The sequence below is a fragment of the Pseudoalteromonas luteoviolacea genome (assembly GCF_018100925.1).
In the GTDB taxonomy this organism is placed as follows: Bacteria; Pseudomonadota; Gammaproteobacteria; order Enterobacterales; family Alteromonadaceae; genus Pseudoalteromonas; species Pseudoalteromonas obscura.
The window spans coordinates 93325-109204 of sequence record NZ_JAGJEH010000003.1 but is presented as its reverse complement, the minus strand read 5'-3'; the positions used below and the strand labels follow the sequence as shown (position 1 = coordinate 109204).

Sequence of the window (15880 nt, the reverse complement as noted above, 5' to 3'; positions counted from 1 at the left end):
AGTGAAAAAGTAGGGAGCTTTTTTATTTAATGTCAAACATCTCTAAGGCGATTGACTAGGAAGCGGCTTTTTTGATGGCGACATAGTTTAGTTTGAATAGGCAGTGGCGCAGCTTAGTTGTGCTTAGGAGGCGTATGCTGCGCATTGCGCGCACTATACCGAGGTTTGTGCCGAAGTAGGGCTGAAATTGATTTGCTAACTTAACCAAAAATAACGAATAAAAAGAGGTTATAGATGAATTTAGAAGTGCTAAACGTAAAGGATAGTGGGTTCAGCAAGCTGGGGCCGGTATTTAGTGAAACAGAGATAAACCAAATATCTAAGGCGGTTTCAGAGTACTCTAAGAAGTTTAGTGAAGGGATTGTTTTTGAAAAGGGTACGGACACCATCAGAGCGATACACGGTCCACACTTGTATGATTCTTTTTTCAGAGATATTGCCCAAGACAAAAGACTTGTTAGCTTTGCACAAAAGGTGCTGGGCGAACAGGTTTACGTTCATCAGTTTAAAATAAATCAAAAATTGGCTTTTGAAGGTGCCAATTGGCCTTGGCACCAAGACTTTATCTATTGGCAGGAGTTTGACCATATCGAACAACCAAATATGGTGAATATCGCCATACCTCTTGATGAAGTGAATATGCTTAACGGGCCGCTTTGCATTGTCCTAGGCAGCCATAAACTCGGTAATGTATCTGAATCTGTCAGCGATAATAGTCGTAACGTATGGCAGGAAAACGTGTCATCTAATCTCACCTTCCAAGTCAAAAAGTCCTTTATGCAAGACGTATTATCCGATGGTGAATATGAGTTTGTCACTTGTGCCGCTGGTGAAGGGTTTGCTTTTGATCCCCAGGTTATACACGCATCGTCAAATAATATGTCAGCCTCTGACAGAAGGATCATGATTATTACCTATAATGCAGTTTCCAATGTACCTAAAAAATTGTCTAGCAGGCCTGATTTCTTAAGTGCACGCAGTTTTGAGCCAATAGACGTTTAATACACATTAACATTATCAATCGGCATAACGCATATTTTAGCTGTTACTTTGAAAAATGATTGAAGCAACACAGCGACTTTGAACTGTGTTCAAACTGCGCTGAAAAAGTATGTTTAATTTCGATAAAGAAATGATGGCGCTAAGCTGGCAGCATGCAGCTCATTTACAAATGAGTGGTTGAATATGTCTTTGCCAAAGAGCGATATGCATTGATTTTTTGTAGGGTGTAACTTTCCCACAGTGGCCAGTCGATACTTGGCCACTTCTTACTTATTTTTCGTACTTGCCAATGGTAAGTACCCAAGATTATTCAATCATAAAGTAGATGCCCTAACACCAAGTAATTTTTGCTGTGTTTTGGCCTAAAGCAACAGTACCAAAGCTGCGTATTTTGGCTGTTTGCCAGTTTAGTATTGCTGGGGAGCTGGGCTTGAGCCAAGACTATTGAATGAGGCAGCTGGGTGTTGGGAGCTCAAAAGGAAAGCGCGTTTAATTTGAGATCAAATTAAAATAAGCATCAAAAGTTTTGAGGTAAAAGTGAAGGAAGTATATTCAAAAATAACAGAGCTGGGCGTGAGTATTTATTTAGACAACGGGGTTTTGAAAGCCAAAGCGCCAAAGGGCAGAATAAGCCCTGAAATTGCTCAGCTAATTAAAGATAATAAAAATCAATTAATAGACTATCTAACAGACAAAACCTTAGACAAAAGAATAAAAAAAATAGCACGAAGCGAGGTAGCAGAGCAGCTGCATCCAATGTCTTTTGCTCAGCAAGGGTTGTGGCTCATTGATAAACTCCACGGGGGATCGTCACAATATAATATGTCAGTCTCCTATGAGGTGACCCCGAGTTTGGATATTGCTGTAATGAAGCAAGTATTCAATATAATTGTCAGCAGACATGAAGTGCTCAGAACTGTTTACATTGAATATGAAGGTGAAGTGAAACAGTCAATTCGACCTGCATCGGCCGTCGAATTTGAATTAACTTGTGAAGATTTATCTCAGTATAGTGAAGAAAAGCAGCGGCAATTAATCCGCCTGTTGGCCGCACAGGAGCAACAAAAAGCGTTCAATTTGTCTGAGGATTTGATGCTGCGTGCAAGATACTTCAAAACGGATCTGACGTACGCTGTATTGACGTTAAGTATGCATCATATTGCATCAGATGGTTGGTCCATAGATGTGTTGGCGAAAGAATTCTTTACCTTGTACCAAGCATTGATTGAAGGCAAGAAAACATCCATACCAGCGTTAGAAATACAGTATGTAGACTATGCCTATTGGCAGCGCGAGTCGCTATCTAACAAGCGCTTGGACAAACAAATAGGCTATTGGACTCAGCAATTACAAGATCTGCCAGTGGTGCACAATTTACCGCTGTGTCACCCTAGGCCTTCGGTAAAGCAATATGTAGGTGGTATAACTCAAGACAGGTTGCCTGCACCGATAAGTAATAATTTACACACTCTAGCCAAACAAAATGGCATGACACCATTTATGCTATTACACGGTGCATTGTCACTATTGTTTTCTCGGCACAGTAATAGCGCAGATATTGTCATAGGCACTCCAGTGGCAAATCGGGCTCAAAAAGAGTTGGCCTCATTGATCGGGTTCTTTGTGAATACCTTGGTACTGCGAGTCGACACCGACCAAGAATCACTGGCCAGTTATTTTGAACATATCAAGCAAGTTCACCAACAGGCGCAGGCAAACCAAGATGTGCCGCTCGAACAGCTAGCCGAGTCGTTAAATATTTCAAGAAGCACCAGCCACAGTCCGCTATTTCAAATTGCGATGACAGTTAACAATGGCAACTTTGGAAATGGCGTTGAGGGGTTAAACGAATCGTTGGCAGGCGTGACTATAAGGCGATGCCAAGTCGACTCAGTGCTGGCCAAGTTTGATTTGAGCGTAGAACTCAATATAAACGAGCAAGGTTTGGAAATAAACTGGGTATATGACACAAGCCTATTTTCAGAACAGGCAGTTAAAAGATTCAGCAAGCACTTTTGCCGTTTACTCACCGAACTGAGTCACATATCCAATTTGCGCATTTCTCCACATGATGTACCCATGCTCGATGAGCAAGAAACCCACTATCTAGTAACCGAGCTTAATGCCACCCAGCAGGAATATCCTCATGCGCCATTTATTCATGAGTTTATAGAGCAGCAAGCACAAATTAGGCCCAATAGTGTTGCATTGATATTTGCAACGAAAAGCATGACATACAAAGAGCTTAACGAGCGTGCCAACCAGCTCGCCCATCATTTGGTGCAAAAGCACGGTGTTAAACCGAACACACTTGTTGGATTGTGCGCTGAGCGCTCACTGGAAATGATAGTAGGAATATTGGGGATCTTGAAAGCTGGGGGAGCCTACATTCCACTAGATCCGAGTTATCCTCGAACGCGGCTAGAGTATATGTTTGAGGATGCTGCGCTGACAACCATGGTTAGTCATCGACAAGCGCATGACGCGCTAACAGGCTTTTCTGGAGAGGTTATCAATTTAGATGATGTGCAGCTGTATAGCCACTATAGCACTCAAAATATTGCGAAAGAAACGCTAGGCTTAAATGCTCATCATCTTGCTTATGTAGTGTATACATCGGGCTCCACTGGGAAGCCAAAAGGTGTGATGATTTCCCATGCAAGTCTGACAAATACCATGTTGCATAGTACCACCTGTCCGCCATTTAACGGCGGGCCGGACGATGTATTTTATCAGGCCACCTCAATTGCATTTGATGCGGCAATATGGCTCTACTGGTGTGCTTTGGCATCAGGCTCGAAATTGAGACTGGCTTCATCCATGGACTTTCAAAAAGAATTGGAACTTTATGCTGATGTCACCCATTTGCTTATGACACCCTCTATCCTCGAAGTTGTAAAGCCAGATACTTATCAATCTCTTAAAGTAGTCGCGACGGGAGGGGAAAGCTGCTCCTTAGAGTTAGTCAAAAAGTGGCGGGCGCTCGGAGTCCAATTTTACAATTATTACGGTCCCACTGAAATCACGATATACAGTTCACGAGGAAATATTTCCAACGGTGAACAAATCCATATTGGATGTGCCAGTGCGAATGTTCAGTATTTTATTTTGGACCGACAGCAGCGGTTACTGCCCTACGGTGCGATAGGTGAATTGTACATCGGTGGTAAAGGGGTGGCGCAAGGCTATCTCAACCTGCCGACATTAACCCAACAACGTTTTATCTCAAATCCTTTTTATGATCAAAACAATCCCGCCAGCTCAGAGCGGTTGTATCGCACTGGGGACTTGGTACGCTATCTAGATAATGGAAAACTGGCGTTTGTTGGGAGAGAAGATCAGCAGGTTAAAATACGCGGATTTCGATTAGAGTTGGGAGATGTTGAGGCACAATTGACAGCTCACCCAGACATCGACTCAGCATTGGTCACTGCCACAGAGTTGGGCAGTGAACTACAGCTTATCGGGTATATCAAGCCTGCGCATCAGTTGGACAATGAAGAACAATTTGACTGGGTAAAAAAAGTTAAGCTGGAACTTTTGGCACAATTACCAGATCACATGATCCCGAGTGTATTGCTGGCGGTTGACGCATGGCCATTGACCAAAAATGGTAAGGTAGATCGCCGCGCTTTACCGTTACCTGACTTAGGCGCGTTGGTTCAGGGTTATGTTGCACCTACCACCGAAGCAGAAAAGAAGTTGGTGGCGATATTGGCTGAGCTACTGGGCATTGATGCCGACAAGTTGAGTACCGCTGCAAATTTCTTTCAGCTTGGTGGAAACTCCTTGATGAGCATTCGTTTAGTGTCACGCATTCGCGCTCAGTTCGAAGTTGAGTTACCGGTTCAGAGCGTGTTTGAATCAAAGACTTTGTCCAGCTTGGCAGCGATGATTGAGCAGCGTATAAACTGCCACCTAGCCACATCGAGTGAATCACACACAGAGTCGGCTCTATCTCGCCACATTGTGCCTGTTGAGCGTGCATCAAGTTATCGCATTTTATCTTCTGCACAAAACAGGTTGTGGTTTATCGATAAATTACAGGGTGGGGCTTCTCAATACAATATATCTGTGGCTTTGGAATATTCATCAACGCTGGACTTAAATTTACTGGAACGGGTATTTGCGACCATTATAGACCGCCACCATGTCCTAAGAACGGTTTACAGAGAACAGGATAAAGAGGTGCATCAGCATGTCATACCTATGACAGAGGTGGACTTCAAGGTTGCGGTTCATGATTTATCACACCAGACGCACCATATTGAGGGAGATAGCAATCGAGAAGGCATCCAAGCACTTATCAATGATGAGGTGGCTAAACCATTTGATTTAAGGCAAGCGCCGATGCTCAGGGTCAGTTGCTTTGAGATCGTTAAAGGCGATAGCCCCAAAGGTGTGCTGGTACTCAATATGCACCATATCGCCTCTGATGGCTGGTCTGCTCAGTTATTGATGAAAGAGTTTTTTAGTTTATATCGCGTCTTCCTAAATGAAGAGCCAGACCCACTGCCAGCGCTTAAAGTGCAGTATTATGATTACGCCAACTGGCAGCATAATAATCTCAATACACCTGCTGTGACCCAACAATTGGCGTATTGGAAAAGCAAGTTATCTGAGCTGCCTGCGACACATCGTTTACCGCTGAGCTCAGCACGTCCAAAAGTTAAAGAGTATCGCGGCAAAAAGGTGGCAAGCTGTTTGGACAGAGACACGAGCAGCAGGCTTATTCGTTTGGCTAAACACCATCAATTAACCCCGTTTATGTTGCTCCACGGTGCACTCGCGTTGGTGCTTGCCCGTCACAGTAATGACTCGGATGTAGTAATTGGTACGCCTGTGGCGAACAGGCTTCAACCAGATGTAGAGGCGCTAATTGGTTGTTTTGTGAATACCTTAGTGCTTCGTGTGGATACCGACAAAGCGTCATTGGGTGAGTATTTCAACTATGTAAAGACGGTGCATATGGAGGCGCAATCTAACCAAGACGTACCGTTTGAGCTATTGGTTGATGAGCTTAAAGTGCCGCGAAGTACAGCCCACAGCCCTCTGTTTCAAATCATGCTAACCATTAATAACGACTTTGGTATCCATAATGCGTCGCTGTTTGATTCGACAGCAGCTGTGGATATAGATGTTCAGCCTTTTCAAGTGACAAGTGTTCAAACGAAATTTGATTTAGATATTGATATTCAGGTCAGCGACAGTGGGATCTCTATTAATTGGGTTTATGACGTGACCTTGTTTCAAGATGCATATATTCGACAACTGAGTGAGCACCTACACAACTTGCTGGTTGGTTTAAGTCGTTACCAAGGGCTGTCTAATACTCCGCTGCGTCAATTGCAGATGTTATCAGAGCAAGAGCAACAACATCTGGTCAACGAACTAAATGATACCGCTGTGGACTTCTCTCCATCGTTGTGTATTCATGAACTGTTCGAGTTGCAAGTCACGAAAACCCCAGATGCTATCGCTGTGTCGTTTGAAGGCACTGATCTGACTTTTGCACAGCTCAATGAAAGGGCAAACCGACTCGCACATTATTTAAAAAATACTGTCAAGGTTCCGCCGTCTGCATTGGTTGGGGTATGTACTGAACGTTCACTTGGGTTGGTTGTGGGCATGCTGGCCATTTTCAAGACGGGCGCTGCATATCTTCCGCTAGAGCCGAGTTTGCCAAAAGACCGCTTAAAGCACTTGATTGATGACTCTGAGTCAATGCTGATATTGACGCACACCCATATTCAATCGGTTTTACCAGACTATGAAGGCCAACTGGTGTTGCTGGATGAGTTTGAGCAGGTGCACATGCAGTTACAAGACAGCGTGTTTAGTGCATGCGAAGTAGAGAATATTGCGACGAGTGAAGTACAGGTGGCGCCTTCCGACTTGGCTTATGTTTTTTATACTTCAGGCTCAACGGGTCAGCCAAAGGGAACGCTAAATAGCCACAGTGGCTTGGTGAATCGGCTTCATACTTTGCAGCATCAATTCAAGATGCAGCCGAATGATAAAATACTACAGAAAACCCAAATTAGCTTTGACGTTTCTTTGGGAGAGATATTGTGGCCACTCACATCAGGCGGCACTTTGATTTTGGCCAAACCTGGTGCGCAGTCTGATCCGGACTACCTGACGGACACAATAGTAGCTCAGGGTATAACGATTATTCATTTTGTTCCTTCGATGTTGCAGCTGTTTATCAATCATGCAGATACCTCTAAGTTAGAGTCTCTAAGGCTACTGATGACCAGTGGGGAGGCGTTGAATTATAACCTTCAAGCACAAGTAATTGACGCCTTTGAAAACGTTGAATTGGTTAATCAGTACGGGCCAACAGAAGCTGCAATTGAAGTATCGTATTGGCATTTCAACACATTGAGAAAAGACAAACGGGTGCCCATAGGTTATCCCTCGGCCAATACTAAACTGTTGATCCTCGATAAAGATGGCAATTTGGCACCCAAAGGAGCGCAAGGAGAGCTATATATTGCTGGTTGTCAAGTAGGTTTGGGGTATTTAAAGCAGGCTCAATTGACCGCCCAGCGATTTGTGACATTGAACATGTTAGGTGTGGAGCATAAGGCTTATCGCACCGGTGATTTAGCGCGTTGGCTCAGCGATGGCAGCATAGAGTTTTTAGGCCGACTTGATGGCCAAGTAAAACTCAGAGGGATGCGGATTGAACTCGGTGAAATTGAGTCAAAAATGAGAGACCTTGAATCGGTTCATGACGCTGTGGTGTTGGTCAAAGAGCGTGCTGAAAATCAAGTGCTATGTGCATTTGTCCAAGTTGCCAATCCCAATGAAGGCAGCCCCGAGTTTATCAACAGCTTGCGCCAAGCCTTACAGCTTAAGCTGCCTGCTTACATGGTACCGAGTGCCATTTCGGTTGTCGACACCTTCCCATTGTCAGCGAATGGCAAAGTGGATCGCTTAGCATTGATGGCAAAGCCTGTTTCAAGTCACAAGCGTGTCGCGGCAAAAGCTGGTGTCGAAACAGTGATACTGGAGATTTGGAGCAAGGAGCTGGGTATAAGCATCAATGAGTTAAGCATTGATGATAACTTTTTCGAAGTGGGTGGAAACTCATTAAACACGATTTCTGTATGCAAAGAAATCAATCATCAACTCAATACATCATTACAAATTGCAGACTTATTCCAGTACCCGAGTGTTGGGCAGCTAAGTCAATTTGTGAGCAAGTCGAATGTCAATAAGGTTAAGCGCAAAAACCTAGATGGTGCGAAAAACCGAATTATGTTGGCAAGAAAAAAGTTTAATAAAAACAATTCAAAAATAAAAACTGGGACTGAGATATGAAAGAGTATAACGGATTAGAAATCGCCGTCATAGGAATGGCAGGCAGGTTCCCTGCAGCACAAAATATAGAACAATATTGGCAGTTGTTACACTCAGGCAGCGAAGGTATCAAAGAGCTCGAGGAAAGCGAGTTAGTAGAACAAGGTTTAGATAAAGGCACGATTTCACATCGTGACTACGTAAAGCGTGCGGGCTTTGTGGCGAGAAAAAAGTGCTTTGATGCAGAGTTATTTGGCTATAGCGCCGCTGAAGCGCAATTTATGGATCCGCAGTTTGGTGTATTTCACGAGGTGGTTTGGGAAGCTTTAGAGACTGCCGGGTACACCAGTGAAAACTATGATGGACTTATAGGTTTATACGCGGGGGCGAGCAGCAATACACGTTGGCTGAGAAAAGTAGATGAAAGTTTAGCAAGTTCGTCAATGGCAGATGGTTACGCATTGGCGAGTGTGAATGAACCTGGGTATTTGTGTTCTCGCGTATCACATAAGTTGAATTTGACTGGGCCTGCAATTTCAAATAATACCACTTGCTCAACTTCATTAGTGAATATCCACTTAGCTTGCCAGGCCTTAAATATAGGTGAGTGTGATATTGCTTTGGCTGGTGGCGTATATATTGGTGCACTTGCAGAGCAAGGCTACCTATATCAAGAGGATATGATTCTATCGCCAGATGGCGTATGTCGCCCTTTTGATGAGTTGGCGCAGGGCACTGTGCCCGGAGAAGGCTGTGGCGTTTTAGTCCTTAAACGATTGGAAGATGCTGTTGAAGACAATGACAATATTCTTGCAGTGATCAAAGGTTCGGCCATCAATAACGATGGCGAAAACAAAGTAGGATTTACGGCGCCAAGTGTGAGCGGCCAAGCTCAGGTTATCAGTGATGCATTGCAAAGAGCGGAAATTAGCCCCGATTCTATTCAGTATATCGAAACCCATGGTACGGCAACTAAAATAGGCGATCCAATAGAGATCTCTGCGCTAAAGCAGGTTTTTGATGAGGTTGAAGACTGCCGTATTGCCATCGGATCAGTCAAATCCAATATTGGCCATGCAGGCGAAGCAGCAGGCGTTGCAGGTGCAATTAAGACCATTTTATCTATGCAGCATAAAACGCTCCCGGCGAGTTTAAATTACACTGCGGCTAACCCTTTGCTACATATTGAAAATAGTCCATTTTATGTCAATCAGCACTGTGCAAGTTGGGATGGCGGACTGGGCGGTACATTGCGTGCAGGTGTGAGCTCGTTCGGGTTGGGCGGCAGTAATGCTCACGTTATTTTTGAGGATCATCAAGAGCAGCCTTATTCTGGCCCATCTAGAGATGAGCATCTTATTTCGTTATCGGCCAATACCGATGCTGCCTTAATCGAAATGGAAAACAACTTGGCAGAGTATATCGCCAAAAACCCAGATGCGAGCATTGCTGATATTGCATATACCCTGCACCTTGGCAGGAAAAGTTTGAAAATCAAATCAAATTTTGTGGCGAAAAACCTTGATGATTTGAAGACTCAACTACAAGGTAAGACCAAACACACTCAGATAGAGCAGTCTAAGACAAAGACATTGTGCTTTTTGTTTCCAGGCCAAGGGGCTCAATACATTAATATGGGGCGGGATATTTTCGACACAGAGCCCGTATTTAAAGCTTCAATGTTAAAAGGGTTTGATCTGTATGAGCAAAGTACGGGTGTTGCGTTACAAGAGATGCTTTACCCAGCCAATGAATATGAAGCCAGAGAGTTGATTGCGACGGAATATGCGCAACCGGCACTGTTTATATTTGAATATGCGTTATTTGAACTATTCACTAGCTGGGGCTGTGATGCAAAAGCATTTCTTGGCCATAGTTTAGGGGAGTACGTTGCCGCATGTGCTGCGGGTGTGATGAGCTATGAAGATGCACTGACTATCGTGGCAAAACGAGGACAGTTGGTTGCGTCTATGCAAGAAGGGGCTATGCTGGCAGTCGCTGCCAAGCTAGAAGAGGTGGAGAGCTACATCTGTGATGGGCTTGCTATTGCGGCGCTCAATGCACCGCACAGAGTTGTGGTGTCAGGCGACAAAGAATTAATTCAACAGCTGCAACGCCAGCTGCAAGAACAGCAAATCAGTGCGACTCAATTACATACTTCTCATGCTATGCACTCTGCACACCTTGAGCCGATATTGAGTGATTTTAAAGCGTGTATGTCAAACATTGCACTGAATGCGCCTCACACGCCTTTTTTATCTAATTTGACAGGCGACTGGGCTGATAGCGAGCAAGTTCAAACGCCGCTTTATTGGGAGCAACATCTGCGTCACACCGTAAAGTTTGCAGACTGTGCACAGGTGTTACTCAAAGATCCCGATGTCATTTGCGTTGAATTGGGACCGGGAAATACGCTTTCTCAGCTGGTGGCGCAAAATGGAGTTGGAAATGGCGCACAAGCGGTGTCTATCGCAACGACGCGCAGTGCAAAACAGCATGTTCAACATGCTGAAAGTGCTTTGTTGGCGTCACTAAGCCAATTGCAATTGGCTGGCTACGATATTGACTGGACCAAGTTTTATGATGCAGAGCAGCGCTGTAGAGTCGCGCTACCAACCTACCCATTTGCCAATACTTGTTATTACGCGCCGGAGTTGATGCGCATTGGCTCGGTCAACACAACGCCGCAATCTAGCCAAGTGCATGATGAGGTCACACATGCAGAAGAACACCAAGTACAGTCGATGCGCTTGGTTTCAAGTGATGCTGGATTGACTGGCATACAAAGCCAGTTATTGGCTATTTGGTCAAAATATCTTGCGAACGACACGCTGAAAATTGACGACAACTTACTAAATTTGGGCGTTGATTCTCTGATGTCCATTCGAGTTATCACGGAGATCAGAGAGACATTTGAAATTGAGTTGTCTATTGATACCATATTCACCCTGGCGACGGTTGCTGAACAAGCAGACGAAATTCAAAAAAAGCGAGATGCAAGCGCGCACGACCTCGTGTTACCACCAATTTATGCTACGGGTAAAACCGAGCTATCAACCCTTTCCACTTCACAGCAAAGATTGTGGATGATTTCTCAGTTGGAAGATGGGTTGTCCGCATACAACAACGCCTTTTGCGTATTTATTAAAAACGTTTGTATCGCGTCAATGAAGAAGACGCTGTCTGAAATAGTCAATCGACACAGCATTTTGAGAACGCGCTATCGCAATGTAAATGGTCAGCCAGTACAGCAAATTACGGACAATTGCGATGTAGAGATTATTACGCGAGACGTCAGTGATGTTTGTGAGTCAGAAAGAATGGATGCCGCAAGAGCCCTATTTGACGAGTTTTTGTTGGAGCCAACGCCGCTAGAAGATGGCGTGATGGTAAGAGCATTTTTGATTAAGTTTGATGCACATCGTGACATCCTGTGTATCAGTCAGCATCATATTTGCTCGGACAACTGGACGGTCAATATACTCGTTGAAGAAATGAGTAAGATTTACCTAGCATATACTAAAGGTGAAGCCCATGACCTGCCACCACTTCCAATTCAATATATTGATTATGCCGACTGGCAATCCCGTTGGTTAGGGCAAAATGAACTGGCTAATCAAATTGAATTTTGGAAAGAGTACCTATTGGACGCCCCTGATGTAAACAATTTACCAACCGATTTTACCAGACCAAAGTATCAGAGCTATCGCGGCGCTCAGTACATTAAAACCATTGGCAATAACGTGCTTGGCGGGCTCAACCGTTTGAGTCAAGAGCAAGGGACAACCTTGTATATGACCATGCAGGCTGCATTTTCTTCCTTTATCGGTCGTTATAGCAACGAAGATGACATTATAGTGGGCTTTCAAGTTGCAAATAGACTGCAAAAAGAAGTGGAGCCATTAGTTGGTTTTTTTGTCAACACCTTAGTATTGCGCAGTGATTTGACGGGTGATCCAACATTCTCCGAGTTTTTAGCTACAACCAAGCAAAACTTATTGAAGTGCTATTCCAATTCGCATTTACCATTTGAAAGCTTAGTGGATGAATTGAATCCAAATCGCAGTTTGAGTTACGAGCCTATTGCACAGATACAATTAGTGTATATGGATCAAAGTCAGACTGTCGGTGGGGGAAGAGGTGACTTTGACGAAGAGCAAGCTCAGGTATTCGAGAGTGTGCCATTTACGGCGCCATTTAGTAAATATGACTTAACACTGTATTTTAGAGTGTTAGATACGGGGGTTGAGTGTGTTTGGGAATACGCAACAGACTTGTTTAGAGCTGACACAATAGAGCGAATGGCTGACAACTTTGAATGTTTGCTCTCAAGCATCATTGCGCAGCCAAGTCAGACGATCCGAGCGCTGCCGATGCTATCTGAGCAAGAAAAGTCAACCCAGTATGTAGATTGGCATACGGATAGTGAGGGCAGCTTATCTCACTCCGTATACAACCAACTAACAGCAAGTGAGCAGCAGATTGAGGGTAGCGAAAAAAGTGTCAACTTTAGTTTGTTCTTTTTTGCAAACGATGCCGGTGACAGTCGTCTAGGTAAGTACAATCTGCTGATGCAAGGGGCTAAATTTGCAGATCAACATGGATTTGAAGCAGTGTGGACTCCTGAGCGCCACTTTGGCGCGTTTGGTGGCTTGTTTCCCAACCCTGCGATCACTGCGGCAGCCATTGCGGGCATGACTGAACGTGTCAAGATCAGAGCCGGCAGCTGTGTGTTACCACTCCACAACCCTGTTCGAGTGGCTGAAGACTGGTCGGTCATCGACAATATTTCAGGAGGCCGAATTGGGCTTGGTTTTGCGGCAGGTTGGTCTCCACAAGATTTTGTGCTTGCACCGCAAGGGTATGAAAGCCGTAGAGATGACCTGCAAGCGGGGATTAAAACAGTTAAGTCTCTGTGGAAAGGTGAGACGCTAGAAATGCCATCGGGTAATGGGAAAATCGAAGAGGTGAGTATCAGGCCTCGCCCTATTCAAACCGATATACCGATTTGGACAACAACTGCTGGCCATGTTGACGCGTTCATTAGGGCAGGTCAGGCGGGTCAAAATGTCTTAACCCATCTACTTGGGCAATCTCTTGATGATCTTGCTGATAAAGTTGCGGCATATCGTGATGCATGGAAAAAGGCCGGTCATATGGGGCACGGCACTGTCACGCTACTGGCTCATACCTTTATTGCTGAGAATGAAGCTGTGATCTTTGACCACGTGAAGGAGCCATTTAAACGCTATTTGGTTACCTCGGCCGGATCACCACAGGAAATAGCAAGATTGGTTGGCGAGTCCGCAGATATGGTTTTATCAGGGGACTTAAATCAGTCTGACGAACTCAATGCGATTACGGAACGCGCGTTTATGCGATATTATCATTCAAATGCTTTATTGGGCACGGTGGATAGTTGTAAGCCAACTGTTGAAAAGATAGCGGCCAGTGGTGTGAATGAAATCGCTTGTCTTGTCGACTTTGGAGTTGACGAATCACTTGTCCTTGATAATTTGCAAAACCTACATCAGTTAAAAGCACTGTTTACTGAGTCTGTGGAAAAGCAGCAAGCGGATCTGAAGCTAAGTAGTAATGAGGTGACAGATGTTTTATCTAGCGGCTCTCAGTGGTGTTTACACACACTATTTGAACAGACCGCAGCGCAATTACCTAGTGCCATCGCTTTAAAGCTCGATGGCGAGACGCTCACTTATGCCGAGTTAAATGACAGAGCAAACCGCTTAGCTAATTACTTGATTGAACATCACCAGATTGTTTCTGAACAAGTGGTTGCACTGTGCTTGGGTCGCTCATTTGAAATGTACATTGCAATTTTGGCTGTACTTAAGTCGGGTGGGGCCTATGTAGCCATCGATCCTAGTCTGCCACAGCAGCGCACTGAACTAATCCTGAGCGAATCGCAGGCTGAACTTCTTTTAACCCGTGCAGAAGACATTTTTGCTTATCCGCTGCAAGGAGTAAGTACGGTATATACTGAAGATAGCACCTTATTTTCGGACTATTCGCCAGCGAACCTCGATATAAAAGTCACACCGTCTCAGCTTTCAAATATCATCTATACCTCAGGCAGTACAGGGACTCCTAAAGGGATTATGATTGAGCATCGCAATATGACACGCTTGTTTGATGCTTGCCCAACGGCCATGAAGCGAACCGCACATGATATTGGGTGTGCATTCCACTCGTATGTATTTGACGTGTCAGGTTGGGAAATGTGGGGAAGTCTGCTGCATGGTGGGCAATTGGTGCTCATTCCCGATACTTTAATTGAAGACATGGGCGACCTTTATCGTTTGTTGGTTGATGAAAAGGTGACTCATTTATCCATGACACCTTCAGCGTTTTACACGCTGCAATCGCTATTTGACGTTAAAAATCATGCACTGTCGCTCGTAAACGTGAATCTAGCTGGCGAAGCACTGAACTTTAAAATGCTGCGACCATGGTACGAGCTAGACACGCAAAATAGGCCCCGTTTCTTTAATGTTTGGGCACCTGCTGAAGTGACAGTGTATGCCTCGGCCAGAGAGATATCACAGCTAGATATCGAGTTAGGGATCAGTAATATCGGGGCTGCATTTAACGACATGGCACTGTGTATTTTAAATGAAAAACAGCAACCTCAGCCAATCGGTGTGCCTGGAGAGTTATATGCCGGTGGCGCCGGAGTGTCGAGAGGGTATCTAAACAATACTGAGCTAACGGCAAAAAGCTTTATATCAAATCCATTGGTGCAAGGTGAAAAGGATATCTGGTATCGCACCGGAGATATTTGCCGCTGGATGCCTGATGGATCATTGGAGTTTATGGAGCGTAAAGACCGACAGGTTAAATTACGCGGTTTGCGAGTTGAACTGTCTGAAATCGATGTCTGTTTAAATGCATTTGATGGTATTAAAGAAGCCGTTGTATTGGCAGAAAAAGAAGGCGCAGAACAATATTTAGTGGCTTATTTAGTACTTGAAGATTCTGTGAATAAAGAGAAGTTATTTACTCATGTTAAACAGACGCTCATTAATCAGCTTCCAGCATATATGATCCCGAACGTATATACGGTTATAGATGATATACCTCGAAATGTAAGTGGTAAAATTGATAAAGAAGCTCTCAAATTAAAATTGAAAGAAACACAACAAGAATATATTGAGCCGAGAACAGAAACCGAACGAGTTGTTCATGATATTTGGGCTGAAGTATTAGGCTTAAAAACCATTAGCGTCACCTCTAACTTTTTTGCTTTAGGGGGGCAATCCTTACTGGCAATTAATGTTGTAAATAAGTTAATGACTGAGTTTGGTTTCGAGATAAAGACGAAGTTGATATTTGAATATAGTAGTGTAGAATCAATTTCTGCCCTGATCGACAGTGTTAACATTGTTGAACAAAATGAAAATGGCGAGACTGATTTAGAGCACGAAAATTTAATTGAATTTGAGCTTTAGTCTATAAAGTAAAGTCACTTAACTTTACGCTAAGTTACTGCCGTTTTTTGAACATAAAACGGCAGTAACCATAAAAATAATAAAAATAATAAATGTGCACAAAA

3 protein-coding genes are annotated in these 15880 nt (G+C 44.1%); all 3 read left to right on the top strand.

The features are described 5' to 3' along the window. The first annotated feature begins 234 nt into the window (after positions 1–234). The 3 genes from J8M00_RS06545 to J8M00_RS06535 all read left to right on the top strand — a co-directional run bounded on the left by J8M00_RS06545 (position 235) and on the right by J8M00_RS06535 (position 15776). Entirely contained in the window at positions 235–1002 is a 768-nt protein-coding gene (locus J8M00_RS06545) for a phytanoyl-CoA dioxygenase family protein (protein ID WP_211009517.1), read from the top strand. Positions 1003–1539: 537 nt separating this feature from the next. Beyond that, a complete protein-coding gene (locus tag J8M00_RS06540) occupies positions 1540–8331 on the top strand; it encodes a non-ribosomal peptide synthetase (protein ID WP_211009516.1) in 6792 nt (2263 codons plus the stop codon). Beyond that, entirely contained in the window at positions 8328–15776 is a 7449-nt protein-coding gene (locus J8M00_RS06535) for a non-ribosomal peptide synthetase/type I polyketide synthase (RefSeq protein WP_211009515.1), read from the top strand. Before J8M00_RS06540 ends, J8M00_RS06535 begins: the two co-directional genes overlap by 4 nt. The last annotated feature ends 104 nt before the right edge of the window (positions 15777–15880 follow it).

Bases quoted from the DNA above. Each gene is read 5' to 3' on its own strand.
- J8M00_RS06545 (WP_211009517.1), top strand. From the start codon at position 235: ATGAATTTAGAAGTGCTAAACGTAAAGGATAGTGGGTTCAGCAAGCTG.
- J8M00_RS06535 (WP_211009515.1), top strand. From the start codon at position 8,328: ATGAAAGAGTATAACGGATTAGAAATCGCCGTCATAGGAATGGCAGGC.